Annotated in this window: 24 protein-coding genes and 1 pseudogene; 16 read left to right on the forward strand and 9 right to left on the reverse strand. The window is 37.9% G+C overall.

The features are described from left to right. Positions 1-45 precede the first annotated feature (45 nt). Positions 46-1,188, forward strand: a complete 1,143-nt coding sequence (locus MUW56_RS09035) for an AI-2E family transporter (RefSeq protein ID WP_292012875.1) — start codon at positions 46-48, stop codon at positions 1,186-1,188. Positions 1,189-1,289: 101 nt separating this feature from the next. After that, positions 1,290-1,667, forward strand: a complete 378-nt coding sequence (locus MUW56_RS09040; RefSeq protein WP_292012876.1) for a MauE/DoxX family redox-associated membrane protein — start codon at positions 1,290-1,292, stop codon at positions 1,665-1,667. A 68-nt stretch (positions 1,668-1,735) separates the two neighbouring features. Here MUW56_RS09040 and MUW56_RS09045 read toward each other — a convergent pair whose 3' ends face one another. Then, positions 1,736-3,094: an acyl-CoA dehydrogenase family protein gene (locus tag MUW56_RS09045; RefSeq protein WP_292012877.1), complete on the reverse strand. Its 1,359-nt coding sequence runs from the start codon at positions 3,092-3,094 to the stop codon at positions 1,736-1,738. Positions 3,095-3,299: 205 nt separating this feature from the next. Between MUW56_RS09045 and MUW56_RS09050 the strand changes: the two genes are divergently transcribed. From MUW56_RS09050 to MUW56_RS09100, 11 genes are all read left to right on the forward strand, one after another. Beyond that, positions 3,300-4,211 carry a DUF4349 domain-containing protein gene (locus MUW56_RS09050; protein WP_292012878.1) on the forward strand — a complete coding sequence of 304 codons (912 nt, stop codon included), beginning with the start codon at positions 3,300-3,302 and terminating at the stop codon, positions 4,209-4,211. Between the two features lie 151 nt (positions 4,212-4,362). Continuing rightward, positions 4,363-5,241 (forward strand): TraB/GumN family protein, encoded by an 879-nt coding sequence (locus tag MUW56_RS09055; RefSeq protein WP_292012879.1) that lies wholly within the window; start codon positions 4,363-4,365, stop codon positions 5,239-5,241. 24 nt (positions 5,242-5,265) lie between these two features. After that, positions 5,266-5,775, forward strand: a complete 510-nt coding sequence (locus MUW56_RS09060; protein ID WP_292012880.1) for an RNA polymerase sigma factor — start codon at positions 5,266-5,268, stop codon at positions 5,773-5,775. Next, positions 5,765-6,370: a hypothetical protein gene (locus MUW56_RS09065; protein WP_292012881.1), complete on the forward strand. Its 606-nt coding sequence runs from the start codon at positions 5,765-5,767 to the stop codon at positions 6,368-6,370. Before MUW56_RS09060 ends, MUW56_RS09065 begins: the two co-directional genes overlap by 11 nt. A gap of 203 nt (positions 6,371-6,573) precedes the next feature. Beyond that, positions 6,574-8,217: a glucose-6-phosphate isomerase gene (gene pgi / locus MUW56_RS09070; RefSeq protein ID WP_292012882.1), complete on the forward strand. Its 1,644-nt coding sequence runs from the start codon at positions 6,574-6,576 to the stop codon at positions 8,215-8,217. A gap of 21 nt (positions 8,218-8,238) precedes the next feature. Further along, positions 8,239-9,123 (forward strand): bifunctional 5,10-methylenetetrahydrofolate dehydrogenase/5,10-methenyltetrahydrofolate cyclohydrolase, encoded by an 885-nt coding sequence (locus tag MUW56_RS09075; protein ID WP_292012883.1) that lies wholly within the window; start codon positions 8,239-8,241, stop codon positions 9,121-9,123. A 7-nt stretch (positions 9,124-9,130) separates the two neighbouring features. Continuing rightward, complete coding sequence (locus tag MUW56_RS09080) at positions 9,131-9,760, forward strand: 7-carboxy-7-deazaguanine synthase QueE (RefSeq protein WP_292012884.1); 630 nt, start codon at positions 9,131-9,133, stop codon at positions 9,758-9,760. Positions 9,761-9,804: 44 nt separating this feature from the next. Continuing rightward, a complete protein-coding gene (locus MUW56_RS09085; RefSeq protein WP_292012885.1) occupies positions 9,805-11,175 on the forward strand; it encodes an exopolysaccharide biosynthesis polyprenyl glycosylphosphotransferase in 1,371 nt (456 codons plus the stop codon). Positions 11,176-11,289: 114 nt separating this feature from the next. Next, positions 11,290-12,042, forward strand: a complete 753-nt coding sequence (locus MUW56_RS09090) for an ABC transporter permease (RefSeq protein ID WP_292012886.1) — start codon at positions 11,290-11,292, stop codon at positions 12,040-12,042. Next, the gene (locus MUW56_RS09095) at positions 12,042-12,857 is read left to right on the forward strand and encodes an ABC transporter ATP-binding protein (protein ID WP_292012887.1); all 816 of its coding nucleotides are present in this window, start codon (positions 12,042-12,044) and stop codon (positions 12,855-12,857) included. Before MUW56_RS09090 ends, MUW56_RS09095 begins: the two co-directional genes overlap by 1 nt. Further along, positions 12,841-13,452, forward strand: a complete 612-nt coding sequence (locus MUW56_RS09100) for an outer membrane beta-barrel protein (protein WP_292012888.1) — start codon at positions 12,841-12,843, stop codon at positions 13,450-13,452. The genes MUW56_RS09095 and MUW56_RS09100 overlap by 17 nt, the downstream gene beginning before the upstream one ends. A gap of 38 nt (positions 13,453-13,490) precedes the next feature. On the opposite strand, the gene MUW56_RS09105 is transcribed toward MUW56_RS09100, so the two are convergent. Next, a complete protein-coding gene (locus MUW56_RS09105; RefSeq protein WP_292012889.1) occupies positions 13,491-13,802 on the reverse strand; it encodes a hypothetical protein in 312 nt (103 codons plus the stop codon). A 91-nt stretch (positions 13,803-13,893) separates the two neighbouring features. Next, positions 13,894-14,700 (reverse strand): M48 family metallopeptidase, encoded by an 807-nt coding sequence (locus MUW56_RS09110; protein WP_292012890.1) that lies wholly within the window; start codon positions 14,698-14,700, stop codon positions 13,894-13,896. A gap of 107 nt (positions 14,701-14,807) precedes the next feature. Here MUW56_RS09110 and MUW56_RS09115 point away from each other — a divergent pair, with 107 nt between their 5' ends. Beyond that, a complete protein-coding gene (locus MUW56_RS09115; RefSeq protein ID WP_292012891.1) occupies positions 14,808-15,350 on the forward strand; it encodes a DUF4251 domain-containing protein in 543 nt (180 codons plus the stop codon). Positions 15,351-15,352: 2 nt separating this feature from the next. Here the strand turns inward: MUW56_RS09115 and meaB are convergent, their stop codons facing one another. Next, positions 15,353-16,345 carry a methylmalonyl Co-A mutase-associated GTPase MeaB gene (gene meaB / locus MUW56_RS09120; protein ID WP_292012892.1) on the reverse strand — a complete coding sequence of 331 codons (993 nt, stop codon included), beginning with the start codon at positions 16,343-16,345 and terminating at the stop codon, positions 15,353-15,355. 194 nt (positions 16,346-16,539) lie between these two features. Here meaB and MUW56_RS09125 point away from each other — a divergent pair, with 194 nt between their 5' ends. Together MUW56_RS09125 and MUW56_RS09130 are read left to right on the forward strand one after the other, a co-directional pair. After that, positions 16,540-16,833, forward strand: a complete 294-nt coding sequence (locus MUW56_RS09125; RefSeq protein ID WP_292012893.1) for a cytochrome C — start codon at positions 16,540-16,542, stop codon at positions 16,831-16,833. 21 nt (positions 16,834-16,854) lie between these two features. Beyond that, positions 16,855-17,142, forward strand: a complete 288-nt coding sequence (locus MUW56_RS09130; RefSeq protein WP_292012894.1) for a c-type cytochrome — start codon at positions 16,855-16,857, stop codon at positions 17,140-17,142. Positions 17,143-17,226: 84 nt separating this feature from the next. Here the strand turns inward: MUW56_RS09130 and MUW56_RS09135 are convergent, their stop codons facing one another. The 5 genes and pseudogenes from MUW56_RS09135 to MUW56_RS09155 all read right to left on the reverse strand — a co-directional run bounded on the left by MUW56_RS09135 (position 17,227) and on the right by MUW56_RS09155 (position 20,627). Then, positions 17,227-17,739 carry a hypothetical protein gene (locus tag MUW56_RS09135; protein ID WP_292012895.1) on the reverse strand — a complete coding sequence of 171 codons (513 nt, stop codon included), beginning with the start codon at positions 17,737-17,739 and terminating at the stop codon, positions 17,227-17,229. After that, a pseudogene (gene prfH / locus MUW56_RS09140) lies at positions 17,726-18,425 on the reverse strand (peptide chain release factor H). Before prfH ends, MUW56_RS09135 begins: the two are co-directional and overlap by 14 nt. A 77-nt stretch (positions 18,426-18,502) precedes the next feature. Further along, complete coding sequence (locus MUW56_RS09145; protein ID WP_292012896.1) at positions 18,503-19,894, reverse strand: RtcB family protein; 1,392 nt, start codon at positions 19,892-19,894, stop codon at positions 18,503-18,505. 111 nt (positions 19,895-20,005) lie between these two features. Further along, positions 20,006-20,146, reverse strand: coding sequence for a hypothetical protein (locus MUW56_RS09150; protein WP_292012897.1), 141 nt, complete (start codon positions 20,144-20,146; stop codon positions 20,006-20,008). A 34-nt stretch (positions 20,147-20,180) separates the two neighbouring features. Next, the gene (locus MUW56_RS09155) at positions 20,181-20,627 is read right to left on the reverse strand and encodes a hypothetical protein (RefSeq protein WP_292012898.1); all 447 of its coding nucleotides are present in this window, start codon (positions 20,625-20,627) and stop codon (positions 20,181-20,183) included. Positions 20,628-20,932 lie beyond the last annotated feature (305 nt).

The following is a 20,932-nucleotide window of genomic DNA, read 5'->3' on the forward strand; positions in this document are numbered from 1 at the left end:
CAGTGGGTTTTTCTTAATTTTATTCCATACTGCATATTTTTGATTATGAATTTTCTTAGACTTCCTTTCCTTGTTAAGCTTACGCTTGTTGTGGTTTCCATCATCTGTATTGGTTACCTTCTGGCACTGGGGCAGAGTATTTTAGCTCCGTTTTTCTTTGCTTTTCTGATGGCTATGTTATTTTTGCCGGCGGCCACCTTTATGGAAAGAAAGCTGAGATTTCCCAGATCGGTCTCTACCATGACCTCTGTTTTTATCATGCTGATTATTTTAAGCGGGCTGATCTATTTTTTTACCAATCAATTATCTGATTTCAGCAAAGATCTTCCTCATCTCAGAGAACAGTTTACGACTTTATTCAACAATCTCCAGCATTGGGTTTCCAAAACATTCAATGTTAAAGTTGATGAACAGGTAGATTATATCAATCAGGGACTGAACAAGCTTTTATCTTCCTCAGGGGCTATTTTAGGCTTCACCTTTGGAATATTTTCCACAGGATTCGGTTTTATTCTGTTCTTTACCTTATTTTTCATCTTCATTTTAAACTACAGAAGACTTTTAAATAATTTTATTACTACTGTTTTTAATGAAAGACATAAGACCAGTGTGGTGGAAGCTGTAAATGAAATCCGTATCATGACCAAAAAATACATCTTCGGTCTGTTTCTTCAGGTGATCATCGTTTCCCTACTTACTTCCATTGTACTCTCTGTTTTAGGTGTCAAATATGCTATCCTTTTAGCGGTACTTACAGGCCTGTTAAATGTTATTCCTTATCTCGGCATTTTTATTTCCCTTTTGATATCCTGTTTTATAGCCTTTGCAACGGCTACCCCTTCTACCTGCATCTATGTTATTATAGGATATGTCGGCGTACACGCCATTGATGGAAATATCATCCTGCCTTTTGTGGTAGGCTCAAAAGTGAAAATCAATGCTTTATTTTCCTTCATCGGAATTCTTTTAGGAGAACACCTGTGGGGAATTGCAGGAATGTTTCTGTGTATTCCGGCAATCGCCATTATTAAAATCATTTGTGAAAAAGTAGATGATTTAAAGCCCTGGGGCAGGCTATTGGGTGAAGAGCAAAAACCTAACAAAAAAAAAAAAGTTATAAGATTTCAAAGAATATTACCCTGGAAGAGATGGACTAGCGAATGTCCACTTAAATTCAGCTTTCCCTAAAACAAAACATAAAACAATAAAAGCAACACGATTTGTAATTTTATGTCAAAATAAATCAATAAATATCATTTTTATAGTACATTTGATATAAAATTACCAATATGAAAATCATAAAATTCATTTTCTGCCTTTTGTTCTCCCTTACTTTTATTAATGCAGGTCTGAACAAATTTTTCCAATATGCTCCCATGCCTAAAATGACGGATGAGCAAATGAAAATATACGCTGCTTTTACAGAAATCGGCTGGCTGATGCCCTTAGTGGGAATCGTAGAAATTATTGGAGGGGTATTATTTATCTTTCCAAAAACCAGGGCACTGGGAGCTATCATTATTCTGCCGGTGATGGTAGGCATATTCCTTCAAAATGTATACAGAGATCCGTCTCAAATGGGAATAGGAATGGCGGTAGCCCTTTTGTTGATCAACCTTTGGGCTATTCTTGATAATAAAGAGAAGTATAAAGCTTTGATTAGTTAAAAGACTGCAGGTAGCATGCATTACAGCGTACAACTTGTAACCATCATCTGCTACCTGCTCCCTTATATCTATACAAATGCACTGAACCCTGTAATGGATCTTCCCACAATGAGTGAGTTGATCTCTTTTGTTCCTTCATAAGAATAGATCGCTTCAGCATCCGCTACAAATCTTGCGACATCATATTCAAGCAGGATCCCGTTTCCTCCCATGACCTCCCTGGCTCTGGACACAATATCCCTTGTTCTCAAAGTACAGAAAACTTTAGCTAAAGAAGCATGCTCATCTTTTAAAATCCCTTCATCCTGCATTTCGGACAATCTGAAAACCATAGTCTGCATGGCTGTAAGATTGGATAACATTTCCACTAAATGCCCCTGAATCATCTGAAAAGAGGCAATAGGCTTTCCAAACTGCTCTCTTTTTCGGGTATATTCCAATGCGCTTTCATACGCTCCTCTTGCACATCCTGTAGCCATCCATGCTACCCCGGCTCTGGTCATCCGCAGTACTTTTCCGGTATCTTTAAATGAGCTGGCATTCTGCAGGCGGTTCTCTTCCGTCACCAGGCAGTCTTTTAAAGTAATCAATCCGTTCTGAACAATCCTCAGCGCCATTTTCCCTTTAATTTTTTCTACGGAAAATCCGGGATTATCTTTTTCCACAATAAAGCCCTTTACTTCTCCGCTGTCTAAATCTCTTGCCCAGATAATGATCAGATCAGCAAATGTGGCATTTCCTATCCATTTTTTCTGTCCGTTCAGCACCCAGCCTTCCGGGGTATTCTTACAGGTAACCGTAAGTCCTCCCGCCGCTCCTGAGCCTACTTCCGGCTCGGTCAATCCAAACGCACCAATTTTTTCAAATTTCTGCATTTGAGGAAGCCATTTTTGTTTCTGCTCTTCTGAACCGCAGATATAAATGGAACCCATTGCCAATCCCGACTGGACTCCAAAAAAAGTGGCAATAGAAGCATCAATCCTTGCCATTTCCATCGCAATAACACCTTCCATCAGAAAAGGCATTCCCGGGCATCCGTAGCCTTCATAGGTAACGCCACAGATATTTAATTTTTGAAATTTCGGAATCAATTCAAAAGGGAATTCATCTCTCAGCCAATAATGATTCACCAAAGGTTTGACTTCTTTTTCCATGAAAGCTCTTACTTTAAGTTGAATTTCCCGCTGTTCAGGGGTCAACGTGTGGTAAATATCATAAAAATCGCCGTCAATAGGAGGCAGTTCCTTCTTCTTTTTATCTGTATCCAGCATTTTCATAAGCCCGGCAAGCTGCTTATCGTCCAGTTTTGAAAAATTATGCATGAGCTTAGGCAGATCAATTTTTTTTGAAATTGCACTTAACTGGTCAAAATCTATGGATGTGAATAGTCCTATTGCGTTTCTGATTTTGGAAAAAGTATTTGACATAATGATTTTTGTGGTTTTGGTTTGTAAAAGGCAAGCAAAAATTACTCCGAAAAAAGTTATGGCCATCAGATTCATTTTACAAAACATTAGAATGCAACCCATTACCCCGGAACATAATCTTTACAAATCTTTTACTTCAGTTTTTCAAGCATTACAAAAGATCCCGCCTGAACTTTGATGTAAGCAAAACAGTAAAACCCACTCTATGAAAACCACTTACATTACTTTGTTATTATCCGCAGTGCTTTTAACAGGAACTTATTCATGCAAAAAAGGAGAGGCCGCTGCAACTGATCCCGGAGCCTATGCTACCACAGATTCTGCCTCCGTCATTCTATCAGACAGCATTTCATCTGCTGCCACAATAGAAGTAAAAGACAAGCAGTTCATTAAAACCGCAGCGATCAATATGGAAGTAAAGGATGTATATGACGCAACCATTGCTATAGAAAAATCGGTTCAGGATCTTGGAGGATTTGTTACGAACAGCAACCTAAGCAGCAATGTTGTGTCTGAAAATACCTATAGCATCTCAAATGAAGAAGCGATACTTGTCAAAAAATATCAGTCGGAGAATATGATGAAGGTACGTGTTCCCACCGAAAAACTAGGGGAATTTCTGACATTAATCAATACAAATAAAGTATTTCTTGCTTCCAGATCCATCACCGCGGAAGATGTAACTTCCAGTATTAAATATGCCGTGCTGGAGGACAAACGAAATCAAAAAACCTCTGAAAACATCAGCCAGCTAAAAACCAATAAGGATAAAGTAACACTGGATGACAAAAATACAGCAGAAGGAAACCTGCAGAAGCTTTCCAACATGGATACCGCTGACCATCTGAAATACAGCACTATTGACATTTACATCAAAGAACCCCAATTACGGATTGCAGAAATACCTGTTACCAATACCAACAGTATAGACAATAAGTATAAGTTCAATTTCCTCTATAATGTAAAAGATGGTTTTGTCTATGGATTTTATCTGATCCAGAAAATCATTGTAGCACTTGTTAATGTTTGGCCTCTCCTACTCATTGCCGGTGGACTGATCTATTTTTTCAGAAAGAAAAAGTTCTCAAAGGGCGGACAGGCTAAAATCCAGGAATAAAAAAGCTATCCTAACCTATTGGTTATCATCATAATTTTAGATTTTACAACCTCCTATTCCAGAAGGTTTTTATTTTTTTCAAAAAAAACTGTAACGATTCCAATGTTGCTTTTACCTACTGTTTAAAGAATAAAAATCAAAAAATAATACTATGAAAAATTTTTTACGACTTGGATTTTCCGCATGGTTATCAATAGCTTCCATAACAGCTGAAGCTCAAAACAAAAATAGGGATTACAACGGCAGCCTGCTTTGGGAAGTATCGGGAAACGGGCTCTCAAAACCCTCTTATATTACCGGAACTTTTCATACCTTATGCAGTAAAGATTTTGAAATAAAACCAAAGGTTTTGAAAGCACTTGATAAAACGGAAAATTTCATGCTTGAAGTCAATTTTACAGATCCGAGTGAGATCAGTGCAGTACAAGCTATGTTTCAGGCAGAAAAGAAAATTTCCGATCAGGTTACCGCAGACGAAGCTAAGGAATATGACAACATTCTTAAAGGATACGGAACTAATCTGAAAAATGTTGATCATTATATGCCGCAGGCGCTTTACAGCCTTCTTTCCTCTAAAATTCTTTCATGCCCTCCCGCGGAAGCCAGAATGTATGACATTGAACTTCTCAAAATTGCGATGCAGCACAAAAAAAACATTGCAGGCCTTGAGAAAATAGCGGATCAAACCAATATATTGGGACAGGCTTATGGATTAAAAGAAGTAATGCAGCAGTTAAAGTTGGGCCATGAATATGCTGTGTGTGCTCAAAAAATGATTGAAGCATTTAAAAAGGAAGATCTACAGGCATTAGACAAGCTTATCCGGGACAAAAGGTTCATGGATGCAAAACAGGGGAAAATAATTCTCGATGAAAGAAATAAAAGCTGGACTGAAAAAATGCCGGACATTATGAGAAAGCAGTCTACTTTTTTTGCAGTAGGAAGCGGCCACCTGTTGGGCGACAACGGCCTCATCCATCTGCTTACAAAAAAAGGATATACTGTAAAACCGGTAGTCCAGCTGCAATAATGATAACCAAATTATGAGACAATAGTGAGCCATCCAAACGAAGCCGCTTTTTTAAAGCTCATCAACCAGCATAAAGGCATTTTATATAAAGCCTCCCGTATCTATGCTGATTCTACAGAAGACCGGGAAGATCTGCAGCAGGAAATTCTTGTCCAGCTCTGGAAGTCTTACCAAAACTTCAAAGGAAACAGTGAATTTTCTACCTGGATGTACCGTGTGGCCATCAATACTGCAATTACATATTTAAAAAAGGAAAAGCAGAGAACCAACAACCAAACAGACACCACTCCCCAGTTTGAAGTACGGCAGGAGGATTACAATCCCGCCAAGGATAAGCAGCTGGAGTTCTTTTACACGGCTGTCCAGGAATTGAATTCCTTAGAAAAAGCCGTTATATTTTATTTCATGGAAGGAATGTCACATAAGGAAATCGGAAACAATCTCGGCATCAGCGAAGGCAATGCACGGGTAAAACTCAACAGAACAAAAGAAAAAATACAGCAAATCATAAAAAAATCAGGTTATGAATTTTGATCAATTAAAAGAACAATGGAATAACGAAGGCAGTGATACCAAGATTCCGGACACTATAAACCAGCTAAAAGCAAGCAGGCATCCCATTGAAAAAGTTCGAAAGATGATGAAAAAGGAGTTTCCAGCACAGGTTCTGGCCATTATACTTATAGGCTTCTTCCCGCCGCTATTACAAATTTCCGCTTCGCAGTACATTATTTATTATATATCCTATACAATGATGGTGATAATATCCTCCTATTATCTGTTTGGGTTCTATCAATTTTATAAGCAAACGGAACTTTATTCCGGAAATACCCGGAACAGCCTTTGGAAAATTTACCACGAGCTCAGGTTAAACATGGAAAGGTATCAGTCTTTTGGTTTTTTATTACTCCCCCATTTCCTGATAACGCTCGGTTTGGAAATATTGAATGTTATGGAGAAAAAAGGAAAATCTTTTTCAGAGATCACCAATGCTCACCAAGATACCCTTATTTTATTTGTACTGATAGGAACCCTTTCCATTGTAACGAGCATCGTTTTATGGACAAAATACTTTTATGGGCGCCATGCCAGGCAGCTGGAAAATATTCTGAATGAACTGGATGAGTAATATCCATCCCTTTTCAATCCGTATAAAACAAGACCTCAGCACATTTCTGAGGTCTTGTTGTTTAAAAAAATGTTATTTATCATCTTCAAATTTATTTGAGGTTTTATTTTTCCTTAAATTTGCAGATCAGAAATAATATGTTATAGATTTTTAAAAATATTGCCCTATACTTTATTTTTTCTGAGCCTTTAATTCTAGAAAATATGCTATCAAAAATAAATCCTATACAGACTGACAGCTGGAAAGCTCTTGATGAACATTTCGCAGGGAACGACTTTGATCTTAGAAGCCTGTTTCAGTATAATCCGAACCGTTTTACAGAATTCTCTTTACAAAAAGACAATTTCCTTTTTGATTATTCTAAAAACCTAATTGATTCAAGAACGAAAGAACTTCTATTACAACTGGCTGAAGAATGCCGGTTGAAAGACGCTGTTTCCAAAATGTTCTCGGGAGACAAAATCAATGAAACAGAAGGAAGAGCTGTATTGCATACGGCATTGAGGGATTTTTCTGACCGTGAAATTCTTGTTGATGGGCAGAACATTAAACCGCAGATCAAAAGAGTTCTTGAGCACATGAAATCATTTTCTGAAAAAATTATTTCAGGAGAGCACAAAGGTTTTAATGGCAAAGAAATTACTGATGTAGTCAATATCGGAATTGGAGGTTCTGATTTAGGACCTGTAATGGTTTGTTCTGCATTAAAGCATTTCAAAACCAGACTGGATGTTCACTTCGTTTCCAATGTAGACGGAAATCATATTGCAGAAGTTGTTAAAAATTTAAATCCGGAGACCACTTTATTTATCATTGCTTCCAAAACGTTTACAACTCAGGAAACAATGACCAATGCAAACTCGGCAAAAGACTGGTTCCTTAAAGCCGGAAGCCAGGAAGATGTGGCAAAACATTTTGTCGCTTTATCTACCAATATTCAGGAAGTGAAAAAATTCGGGATCGCAGAAGAAAACATCTTTGAATTCTGGGATTGGGTAGGCGGAAGATACTCTCTTTGGAGCGCGATCGGATTGAGTATTGTACTGGCGGTAGGATATGAAAATTTTGAACAGCTGTTAAGAGGAGCTTTTGATACGGACCAGCATTTCCAGACGGCAGATTTTTCTGAAAACGTTCCCGTTTTAATGGGGCTTTTAGGGATCTGGTACCGTAATTTCTATGCAGCGACAAGTTATGCGATCCTTCCGTACTCTCAGTATCTTGACAGATTTGCAGCTTATCTTCAGCAGGGAGATATGGAAAGCAACGGAAAATGCGTAGACAGAAGTGGTGAATTTGTAGAATATGAAACGGGTCCTATTATCTGGGGAGAGCCGGGAACCAATGGCCAGCATGCATTTTATCAGCTGATCCATCAAGGGACAGAATTGATTCCTGCAGACTTTATTGCTTATGTAAAAAGCTGTAATGAAGTTTCTGATCATCAGGAAAAATTGTTAGCTAACTTCTTTGCCCAGACCGAAGCCCTTGCTTTCGGTAAATCTGAAGAAGAAGTTGAAGAAGAACTTAGAAATGCAGGTAAGTCTGATGAGGAAATAGACCGTTTACTCAACTTTAAGGTCTTCCACGGAAACACTCCTACGAACTCTATATTATTTAAAGAGTTAACTCCTTTCTCATTAGGACAATTAATCGCGATGTATGAGCACAAGATTTTCGTTCAGGGAGTGATCTGGAATATTTTCAGTTTCGATCAGTTCGGAGTGGAGTTAGGTAAAGTTTTAGCGAACAAAATCCTTCCGGAGCTTGAGAATAATGATCCAATCAACTCACACGACAGCTCTACCAATGGATTGATTAATTATTATAAAGGAAATAAAATCTAAATAAAAGTAAAAAAAGTAAAAATGGCAGAAATTCTTGATGGACTTAAAGTATCCAAAGAAATAAAGGCAGAGATCAAGGCTGAAGTGGAAAAAATTCTTGCAAGCAAAAGAAGAGCACCACATTTGGTTGCTATTCTTGTGGGAAACAACGGAGCAAGCAAGGCTTATGTTAACTCTAAAGTGAAAGACTGCGAAGAAGTAGGATTTCAATCCAGTTTAATTAAGTTTCCCAGTACCGTTTCTGAATCTGAATTATTGGAAAAAATTGATGAATTAAACAAATCCAAAGCAGTAGACGGATTTATCGTTCAGTTGCCTTTACCGGATCAGATTGATCAGGAAAAAATCATCAACGCTATTGATCCGAGAAAAGATGTGGATGGGTTCCACCCTGAAAACTTTGGAAAAATGGCTTTGGAAATGGATACTTTCTTACCGGCTACTCCTTTCGGAATCTTGACATTGTTGGAAAGATACAATATTGAAACCAAAGGAAAGGACTGTGTCATCATTGGAAGAAGTAAGATTGTAGGAAGGCCGATGAGTATCCTGATGGGAAGAAAAGATTTCCCCGGAAACTCTACCGTAACCCTTACCCACTCTTATACGAAAGATATTGAAGAATACACTAAAAAGGCTGATATCGTGATTACGGCATTAGGAGATCCTCACTTTCTGAAAGGAGAAATGATCAAAGATGGCGCTGTCATCGTAGACGTAGGGATCACTAGAGTAGATAACGACTCTCCAAAAGGCTATTACTTGGCAGGTGATGTAGATTTTGACAGCTGTGCGGCTAAAGCAAGCTGGATCACACCAGTGCCTGGAGGAGTAGGCCCTATGACAAGAGCGATGCTGATGAAAAACACCATCATTGCTTACAAAACTTCGGTCTATAACGACTAATTTTAAAATGAACAAAGAAGAAGATATTTTATTAAAAGAAGGTAAAATGCTCCCTGTAATGGAGCATTTTTACACTTTACAGGGAGAAGGGGCACACACTGGAAAAGCAGCCTATTTCATCAGATTAGGAGGCTGTGACGTGGGATGCCATTGGTGTGATGTAAAAGAAAGCTGGGATCCGAATCTTCACCCTTTAATGGATGCCACAGAGATTGCTGAAACCGCGGCAAGACATTGTAAAACAATTGTTTTGACCGGGGGCGAGCCTCTTATGTGGAATTTAGAAATCCTTACCTCAAAATTAAAAGAATTAGGCTGTTCCATTCATATTGAAACCTCTGGTGCTTATCCTATGAGCGGACATTTAGACTGGATCACGCTTTCACCAAAGAAAACAGGACTCCCTAAAGAAGAAATTTATAAAAAGGCTAATGAGCTTAAAGTCATTATTTTCAATAATCATGACTTTACATTTGCTGAAGAACAGGCTTCAAAAGTTTCTGAAAGCTGCAGACTTTATCTTCAAAGTGAGTGGAGCAAAAGAAATGATATGTATCCTAAGATTACAGACTTCATTCTGGAGCATCCGAAATGGCAGGCATCAGTTCAGACCCATAAATATCTGAATATTCCGTAAAAATATGTAAATTAGCCAGCCGTATTCGTTATAAACACAGATAGATGCAGAGAATTCGATACTCTAGATACCTGAAATCGATCATTATTTTGCTTGACCTCATGGTTATTGCATCTATTTTTATATTCTTTTTTATAAGCAGAAACGAAAGTTTAAAATATCATAAGGACACCTGGTACCAGAATGTCTTTTCCCTGATTTTGCTGTTTTTGTTCTGGGTACTTTTAAGTGGTAGAACAAAAATATATAATATCCCAAGGAATCTGACCTATACCCTTTTCCTTGAACGTCTTTTTATCCATTTCCTGTTTTTTATACTGGGCGTTCTGCTTATTGGAAAGGTAAGTAAAAATGTTTTTTTCAATTCGGATATCTACTGGCTTTCTTTTTACCTTTTGGTTTTTATTTTTCTGGTAAAGTCTATTATTTACTTTGCGATTAAATATTTCCGTTCACTCGGGATCAACCATAGAAATGTCATGTTCCTGGAAAATAATGATTCAACTGAAATCCTTAAAAATATATTTGAGGACAGAAAAGATTATGGATACAGGATATTTGAATATAAAAAAACAGGTATCAATACGGACGAACTGGTCTATTTCTGGAAAAAAAACGGAATCCACACTGTATTTTTATCTACTGAAAATTCATTCAATGAGAGTATGGAAACGGAACTTTTCAAGCTGGCAGAGGAAAACAAAATTCATATTTCTTTGATTCCGAGTATAACGCAAAGTGATTTTTTTCTTTACGATCTCGGATATATTCAGACCCAGCCTGTTCTTAACCAGGCAAGATATCCATTGGATTATTATTCCAATTTTTTGGTTAAAAGAACCTTTGACATTGCTTTTTCCCTTATTGTTTTGATCTTTATATGCTCATGGGCTTTTCCGCTTATCGCCATCTTGATCAAAACAAGTTCCAAAGGACCGGTTTTCTTTTTACAGAAAAGGTATGGTTTCCACGAAGAGGTTTTTAACTGTATCAAATTCAGAACAATGGTCGTAAATGATGAATCCACGACCAGTACCACCCGTGAAAACGATTCAAGAATTACCAAAATCGGCAAGTTTTTAAGAAAAACCAGTCTGGATGAGCTTCCGCAGTTTTTGAATGTACTGAAAGGAGAAATGTCCGTGGTAGGTCCGCGTCCCCATATGCTGGCCGTTGACAATTATTATAAACCCAAAATAGGAAGATACAGTTTGAGAAGTATGGTAAACCCCGGAATCACAGGCCTTGCACAGGTCAGCGGATTGCGTGGTGATTTCGGAGATGTGGAAGTAGAAATGAAAAAACGGGTTTTGGCAGATGCCTTTTATGTAAGAAACTGGAGTTTTGTATTGGATCTTGTCGTTATTTTAAAAACCGTTTTACTGGTTATCGGCGGAGATAAAAACGCAAAATAAAAGGTATGCTGAAGTTAAGATCAAGATAAAAAACTTTAAATTTTAACATTAAACGAAGCCTCAGTCTTACCCTCAACCTTAGCCTAATTCAATAAAAAAGTCTAATTTAGCACTATGTTAAAAAAGTTTTTCACAGCAGTAGGAGAATACATTATCCTTCTGGGTAAATCCTTGCAGAAGCCTCAGAAAATGAGGGTTTTCTGGAAGCTGTTCATGAGAGAAATTAATGATTTGGGAGTCAATTCTTTTGGACTCGTAGTCTTTACTTCTATATTCGTAGGAGCGGTAGTTGCCATTCAGATGTTCAACAACTTCGATGCCTCTTCCTTTCCCATTCCTCCTTCATTTGTAGGATACGCTACAAAAGCGGTACTCGTTTTAGAGTTTGCCCCTACCATTATCAGTTTGATTCTGGCGGGTAAGGTAGGTTCATATATTGCTTCCAGTATTGGAACAATGCGGGTTTCTGAGCAAATTGATGCATTGGATATCATGGGGGTGAATTCTCCCAACTTTCTGATTTTTCCTAAAATTATTGCCTGTATGCTTTTTAATCCTCTTCTTATTGCCATCAGTATTGTATTTGGTATTGGAGGCGGTTATATTGCAGGGATTTTAACTGGGAACTGGACGGAAAATGACTATATCACCGGAGTTCAGATGTATATGCCTAATTTGTTTATCTATTATGCATTTACCAAAACCATAGTTTTTGCATTTATCATTGCTACCGTTCCTTCTTATTTCGGATACTTTGTGAAAGGAGGATCTCTGGAAGTAGGTAGGGCCAGTACACAGGCTGTGGTGTGGACTATGGTATTCATTATCATTTCTGAATTAATTTTAACCCAATTAATATTAAGCTGATGATTGAGGTAAAAGATCTTAAGAAAAGTTTTGGCGATGTTGAAGTACTTAAGGGAATTTCAACGTCATTTGATAAAGGAAAGGTAAACCTGATCATCGGGCAAAGCGGTTCCGGAAAAACCGTATTTCTTAAAAGCCTGCTGAACGTCTATATGCCTTCGTCCGGAGAAATCTTATTTGATGGCAGGGATGTGAATACGATGACCAGAGATGAAAAACAACAGCTCCGCTCAGAAATCGGGACGGTATTTCAGGGGAGTGCCTTATTTGACTCTTTAACGGTGGAAGAAAACATTATGTTTCCACTGGATATGTTTACCAACCTTACCTACAGAGAAAAAAAGAAAAGAGTTTTTGAAGTGATAGGCAGGGTTCACCTTGATAAGGCTGAGAAAAAATTCCCATCTGAAATCTCGGGAGGGATGCAAAAAAGGGTGGCCATTGCAAGGGCAATTGTCAACAATCCTAAGTATTTATTCTGTGATGAGCCCAATTCCGGGCTGGATCCGTATACCTCAAAGATCATTGATGATCTTCTCTATGAAATCACCAAAGAATATAATACGACGACCATCATCAATACCCATGATATGAACTCTGTAATGACGATCGGCGAGAAAATTGTATACCTGAGACTGGGAATTAAAGAGTGGGAAGGGAATAAAGACATTCTGATTACGGCAGGCAATAAAAATCTGATTGATTTCGTTTATTCTTCAGAACTGTTTAAAGAACTGCGAGAATATTTACTTGAGAATAATAAAACAATTGAAAATACAATTACAAAAATAGACGATAATGAAAAAGGTACTTAGTATAGCGTTAATAGGGTTTTCAATGTGGGCTTCTGCACAGATCTCACTGGCAGGTAAGGCCAATTTAATATTTCCAACGGGTTCTCCTTCATGGTCAAATATCAAAGGAACCGTGAATGATGCTATTGAAGGAACAGGAAAAAATAATGTAGGTTTCAATGTAGGGCTTTCCCTAAAAGTAGGACTGCCTACTTCATTATTTGTAATGCCTGAGATCTACTACACCCACTTCAAAAATGAGTTCACTACAGAGAACACTACTTTTGATGTAAAGAGCAACCGTATCGATGTTCCGGTTCTTTTAGGATACAATCTGCTAGGGAATATGCTGGGCGTATTTGTAGGTCCTGTAGGAAGCTTTAATTTAAGCAAGGATAATACTTACAATGATTTTAAAGAAAATGCCAAAAATGACTTTTCCGTAGGCTATCAGTTTGGAGCTCAGCTTGAAATTAAAAAGCTTATTATCAATGCAAGATATGAAGGGGCTTTCAGCAAAGATGAAAGAAACTTCATCAATAAAGTTTCCGGTGCTGAAATCAGATATGATAACAGACCCAACTTATTCATGGTAGGTTTAGGATATAAGTTTTAATCAACTATCGAAAATAACAACTGCAAAGTCCTCAAGTTTTAAACTTGAGGATTTTTATTTTGAATTTCAATTTCAGCCTGCCGTTTTGCAATTTCAGCAGCCTGCTTTTCCAGTTCTTCTTTTTCTTTCTGAAGTTGCTTAAACTCTTTTTTCTTTTGTTCTGCTTTCATAGCGCTTCCTTTGCTCACATATCCTACTAATCCTCCAATGATCAGGCCTATCCCGACCCCTGCCATCATCCCCATAACATGGGAAATTTTAATCTGTTCTACGGCAAAATCTGTAGTCAGGTAAAAAAGCAATGCGGAAACTGCTAAAAGAATAAGTCCAGTAATTGATAAACTCTTCATAATATTGTGTTTAGGTGGTTACATAAAAAAAGCCTTACCAAATTTACTAAAAATTTAATAAGGCTTTACTCAAGATTAAAATTCTATACTACTATAATTTTCCTCCTGCAGCCTTATAGTATTCTAAAGCTTTTGGAAGATCTTTATTAATATCTGAAATCCTTGTTTCCGGATTCGGGTGGGTAGAAAGGAATTCCGGCTGTCTTGCCCCTTTAGAGGCAGCTTCCATTCTGTTCCAGAAAGGGATAGCGGCTCTGGGATCATATCCTGCCATAGACATTAGATACAGCCCCATCTCATCAGCCTCCGACTCCTGGTTTCTACCATATTTAAGCAAAGCAACCTGGGAGCCGATAGGGTAAACCGTTTGGAAAACATTTGCCCACTGTGCATTTGAAATAGTCCCTCCAAGAATAGCCCCTCCATACTGAGCTACCATAGCCTGAGAGATCCTTTCATTTCCATGTCCTGCCAACGCGTGGGAAACTTCGTGCCCCATTACTACAGCAAGTCCGTTATCATCTTTTGTAATGGGCAGGATCCCTGTGTAAACAGCTACTTTACCGCCAGGCATACACCATGCGTTCAACTCACTGCTCTGCAGAAGATTGAATTCCCAGTTATAGCTGGCAAGATCTGCTGCTCTTCCTATACTCTGATAATATCTTTCTGCTGCGTTTTTAATTCTGCTCCCTACACTTGCCACTCTTTTGGCGTCTGCCGTACCGGTAATCACTTTACCTTTAGACAATGTCGTTTTGTATTCCTGCGCAGACATTGTTAAAATTTCCGAATTGTTGGCCAGCTGTAAAGAAGACCGCCCTGTAATAGGGTTGGTCGTACAGGCAACAATCGACAGAGCAATAGCTCCCATTCCAAATAGATGTGTAACTTTCATAGTTTGAGTGTTAATAATTCAACCTTAACAATTTTTATTCCAAAATAATACGGAAAGAATATATTTGCATACATTTTGCTATTTAAATTTAATAATTTATCTCAATCATGAAAAAGTATATTTCTCTCCTGTTTGTTTTTGGACTCCTGTTCTTTTTTCAGAGCTGCTCTTCACAGGGATCATTAGATCCAAAAACAGTGGATTCATTGGTGAATGCACAAGAATTTACATTCTATGCACAAAGGGCTAACCCTACCAATTATGATGTGATCAACGTGATGAATTCAATGCCGAATTCAACAGCTACCAGAATGCTGAATCTGGATGGAAATTATACAATTGAGGTAAGCAAAGATATAATGGTGGTTACCCTTCCTTATTTTGGAAGAGTATTCAATCCAAGCTACGGAAATCCGGATCAAAACAGTTACAGGTTTACTTCAAAAGATTTTACAATCAATAAATCTCAAAGTAAAAAAGGAAACTGGACCTTAAAGATCAAGCCTAAGGATGTAAGTAACGTTAATGAAATCAATATTGAGATCTTTAAAACAGGCAAAGCATTCGTTTCTATAGGAAGTAACGACAGGCAGCCTATCACTTATGACGGATATGTTTCAAAAACAGCAATAAAAAAGGATAAAGAATAAGTTTAGCTGTTATTCTCCTTAGATAAAAACTTTTCAACAAATAATTTGGCTTCAGTACTTGGATTGGAAACCATTTCTGAAGCATTTTTTTTGTGCATAAGATAAGCTTCCTCCATAGCATTACTCTTTTTCATCAGCGCTAAAATATATTCCTGAACCCAGTATTCAAAGCGCTTTTCTGCCTGATGGGTACGGATTTCATCAAAACGTCCGGTTTTCTTTTTCAGATCAATGAATACGGTAATGGTATCATATATTTCTTTCAGACCTTCATTATGAAGTGCAGATCCAAGCAAAACAGGAATTTTCCAGCCTTTTTCTTTAGGAGGAATAAAATCCAGGGCACGTTTTAATTCTAGTTTTGTATTTTTTGCTTTCTGAAGATTATCCTGATCAACTTTATTAATGAAAATAAGATCTACCATTTCCATAATTCCCCGCTTTATTCCCTGAAGCTCATCTCCTCCGCCAATAATTTTTAGAAATAAGAAAACATCGGTAATATCGGCTACAAGGACTTCAGATTGTCCTACTCCAACGGTTTCGATCAATATGTAGTCATAGCCTGCTGCTTCGCAGATCATCATGGTTTCAAAAGTGGTATTGGCAACGCCTCCCAAAAATCCGGAACTTGGAGAAGGGCGAATGAAAGCATTTTCTTCTTTTGCAAGTTCTTCCATCCTGGTTTTATCTCCGAGAATACTTCCTTTATTAATAGAAGAGCTCGGATCAATAGCCAGAACAGCCACTTTTTTACCTTGTGCAATAGCCAGTCTTCCGAAATTTTCAATAAAAGTAGATTTTCCGGCTCCCGGTACTCCTGTTACTCCGACCCTGATGGATCTTCCTGTAAAAGGCATTATTTTTTTTAAAAGCTCTTCCGCCTGTACTCTATGCTCTGTCTTTTTACTTTCAACTAATGTAATAGCTTTTCCAATCAGACGTTTATTCCCTGACTGTATTCCTTCCATTAGCTCTTCTGTAGAAAATTTCATTGGTTCAAAAATAATTAATTAAAAGTGAATGGCCAATAATTAATGGGCAATGATCAGGCAAAAAACGTATTGTTTAATCAATGGCTGCTCCTTTTCTTCTTTTTAATTTTTATTTCTTCTAAATTAAAACTACAACACGTCGTATCAATGGGTGGGAGAATTTGTTACATTTGTTCTATACCAAAAGAAGAAACATGAAAAAACTCATCGCTGCGGCATCATTCACTTCCATTCTGTTAGTTTCCTGTACTCCGAAGGCTTCTACCTCTACCGCTCCTGTGGGTTCTTCAACCTCAACAGCAGAGCAGATCGCTCAAGGAAAAACCATTTTTGAAAACTCATGTGGAAGATGTCATAAATTGCCTGACCCTGCATCCCATAATCCTGTGCAATGGGTAGGAATTATGAACGCAATGGCGCCAAAAGCAAAATTAAATGATGATCAGCATCAATGGGTTTACGATTATATAGTTTCTGTAAAAAAATAATCACCAAATAAAAATAGGGATATGAAAAAATTAATTTTAAGTAGTATTGCAGGCTCAGCACTTCTTTTGTCCTGCGGCCCAAAAAGTACAGCCGTAACCGGCCCTAAGTACACTTCCAGCGAGCAATTGGCCCAGGGGAAAACCATTTTTGAAAACTCCTGTACTAAATGCCATAAGCTCCCTGAACCGACAAAGCATGATAATCAGGGATGGATCAACACGCTTAGTAGAATGGCACCCAGAGCTAAACTGAGTGATGACCAACATCAAATGGTTTATGATTACCTGATTTCAGTGAATAAAAAATAAGCTTTCATTAGAAAGCTTATTTTTTATCATTATGGTGGAAAGCTTTTATCTTACGATCAGTTTTTCCGTCTGAGTTTTATCACCCTATTCTGTCTCCACTTTCCTTTTTGTGCTTATTCGGGGCATTTTATCTTTAATAAACTTCTCCTTGTCTTCCGCCATTTCAAACATATTTCTGCAATAACTGAATCTTTTGCTTTCTTTAAGCTGTTCCAATGCAGCTTTAAATTCTTCTTTTCTTTCTAATAAATGTGCTTTACAATAGAGGATTTCTGCTTTATCAATCCCTTTGATCTGCAAGGCAAATTCAATTAACTTCCCGGCCTCATCATAATCTTCGTTATTCAAAAGACATTCAATATAATACCTGGGTGTATTGATATTGCTCACATGGCTTTGCATGGCTTCTTCGAAATACTTTTTTGCCGTTTCATAATCTTTTAAAATTTCTGAATAGACTCTTCCCATCAGGCAAAGACTGTCAGCATCTTCGGGATCATAAGATAAGGCATAGTTCAAAGAGTCGAGACAATCTGAAAGAGCGTGCGGGAAGTTATCTAAAGCTTCAAAATAATATTTATTCTTAGTTAAGGTCATTTTTATAATTTTTTAGGTCATTTTTAAGGACATTTCTTTGCTTTTTGAATGACTTATCCTTGTAATTTTTCTTAAAATCTGTTCCTGAAAATGTACGGACAGGATTTCCGCGCTGTACCTGAAGATGCTGAGCCCACGTCTCCTGCATTCTCCTTTCCAACTGTTGAATATAAGCCGCCATTACTTTTTCTTTCAATCTGGGAACAGAAAGTTTTTTATTTTCCAGCTGTGAACGTGAGTCCTGTACAAACACAGTCTGCCCGGTCGGAATATGAGTGGCACGAACTGCTGTATTAACTTTGTTTACATTCTGGCCGCCGCTTCCCTGGCTTCTCGCAGTCTGAAACTGAATATCTTTTTCATGAAAATCAATAGTTTTCACATTTTCCAGTTCAAAAACACCAATGAACCAGTTGCTTCTTTTATGCAGTTTCCTGAATGTACTTTTTCCTGTCCAGCATATACTTCCTAACCAGTTTTTTAAAAATGCTGTAATATCTTCTCCTTTTAAAAAGGAGGGTTACCGATTTCAAGGTCAGGTTTTCATCACCGCTTTCGCGATGAATAATTTCATAATCTATTGTATTATATTGTGCTTCCTCCAGAAAGGTTTTCAACACTTTAGCCACCACCCACTGGCATTCTAAAGGACCTCTTCCTGAAGTTATTTGTATTAATTTTTCCATTGTTGTTTGTTGAGAGTTAACGGTTGATGGTCTACAGTCAAGCTCCCTCCACTGTAAGCCATCAACTATAAACTTAATTATCGATCCATTCTCACAATTCTCGGTTGAAAAGTTCCCAGGATATCCACCAATCCGCTTTGTGCATTCATTACCTCATGAATATCTTTATAAGCCATCGGAGCTTCTTCCGCATTTCCGCCGATCAGCGTGACATTTTTCAATTTCAGTTCATTTTTAATATCATTCTGGGTAAAAAGCCTCCGGCATTCTCCTCTTGAGTAAGCTCTTCCAGCACCATGTGAAGCTGAATTCAGCGAATCGGGGTTTCCTTTCCCCTGGACAATAAATCCTTTTGCAGTCATGGATCCAGGAATCATTGCAAGCTCATTTTCATTGGCCGGCGTCGCTCCTTTTCTATGAACAATCACCTCTTTTCCGTTATGGATCTCTTTCCATGCAAAATTGTGATGGTTTTCAATTCTGGCTTTTACTCTTCCCCCCACGGCTTTCACTAATCTCCTGTGAATATCGTCGTGGCAGGCAGAAGCATAGTCTCCGGCTAAGTTCATAGCCGTCCAGTATTCCAATCCAAGATGTGTACTAAGATCCAGCCATGCGAAATTCTGAGCTTCTTTTGGCAGCGGACACTGTTCTGTAGCCACTCTTGAATAATATTGGGCAATTTCAGCTCCTAATCCCCGCGACCCACTGTGTGAAAGAATTCCCAGATATTTGCCTTTCGGCAAACCGATCTGCTCCTCTTCTGCAGTGATTTCCACTTCTCCAAATTCAACAAAATGATTCCCGCCCCCTGATGATCCCATCTGCTTAATGGCTTTTCCTTTCAGCCTTCTAAGAATCGGGATCAGGTCAAAGGTATCCCTGTCGAAGATTTCATGGTCTATATGAGATTTATGGGTTTCATACATTCCAAATTTTGTATGTTCGGCAAGAGCTTTTTCATATTTGTCTCTTGCCCCGTTCAGATATGAAATTGGGATATCCAAAATACTGAGGCTCATCCTGCAGCCAATATCCATTCCTACTCCATAAGGGATCACCGCATTTTCTACCGCGAGTACTCCTCCGATGGGCAGTCCATAACCGCTATGGGCATCAGGCATTAAGGCTCCCTGCACAGATACCGGCAGCTTCAAAGCCGTAAACAGCTGATTTTGGGCTTCTTCTGAAATATTGCTTCCGAAGATCCTGAAAGGAGCACGCTGAGTATTCAGCATTCTTTTTTCTGTTTTTTTGGAGGAAAGCAGCGTCTCTGCAATTTGTCCAAAAGTCAGATCCTTTTCAAAATGCTCCGGATTCAGTAGAATTTCTTTTAACAGAGATTTTACATGATGGATATTTTTAGTTGCAAAATTTCTTTTCATTACCTCCAAAGCCACATTAACACTTTGGTTATTGGGATAGCCCAATTTTAATATATCTTTTCCTTTTAGTTTTAAATTTCCCATTGTTTTTGTTTTAAATAACAGCCGGACCTATACGTCCTTAAAGCTTTCTGCAATCTCTGTTGCAGACATTGTACAGGTACTATATTTCCTGCTTTTGATAAGGATTCTTTCCTATTTCATTTTCCATGGATTGGATGTACCGCAAATCGTTTTCTGGATAACAGCCACCACTGCATGCTGTCTGAGACAGGACTCCAATTCTGCATATTCTTTTTCCAATTCCGCATCTACAGGCTTATAGTGGGCAATCATATTCGGTCTTATCCTCAGGGTAAACCTCCATGGTTCAATGAATTCGCAGTAAGTTCCATCTATTTTCCGGATCGAACAATATTCTTCTTTCTTCACAAAATACTGCCTTTCTCTGGGGTAAGCCCAAGTTTTGGGGAAGTTTCTGTTCTTTTTCTACATGTACTCTTCTTCCGAATTTTCTTTTCTTTTTTAAGAATTTCCGGCTTTCAGAATACATATAGGTATTGATCTTCTTCAGAATACCCTTAAAGAAATCTCCGTCTTTGAATCGCTTGACCTCATCCTTCAAAACAAGGTATCTTACAAATCCTCTTTGATAAGGCTGATCTAAAGGAAGCAAAGGAATATTTCTTCTTGTTTTCCAAAGTTCTTTACTCCGTTTATATTTTTTTCTTATCTGCTTTTCTACATCTTTTCTAATGGTTCTTTTTCTGCTCCTGACGCTTCTCAGCCGGGAAAACAGAAGGTTATCATCTTTCATACAAGATATCAGAAACAAAATCCAAGACTTTAGATTTGCTCTGTATCCATTTACATTCAACTAAAATATTAGTTGGTTACTATTACATTAATGAACAGGATGAATTCTGAACCATAAAAGATTCTTCCATTTTGTTCTTAATAACACTAAAAAGATTTCGGGGAAACTTGAGTTTGAAATATTGCGCAATAAAAAACCCGAAATCTCTACGACTTCGGGTTTTGATATTTCATTGTACTGTTATTCTAAGAATGTACCCAACCACGAAGCCTTACCACCATAAGGGGCAATCCAACTGTAGAATT

Source organism: Chryseobacterium sp., from assembly GCF_022869225.1.
Lineage (GTDB): Bacteria > Bacteroidota > Bacteroidia > Flavobacteriales > Weeksellaceae > Chryseobacterium.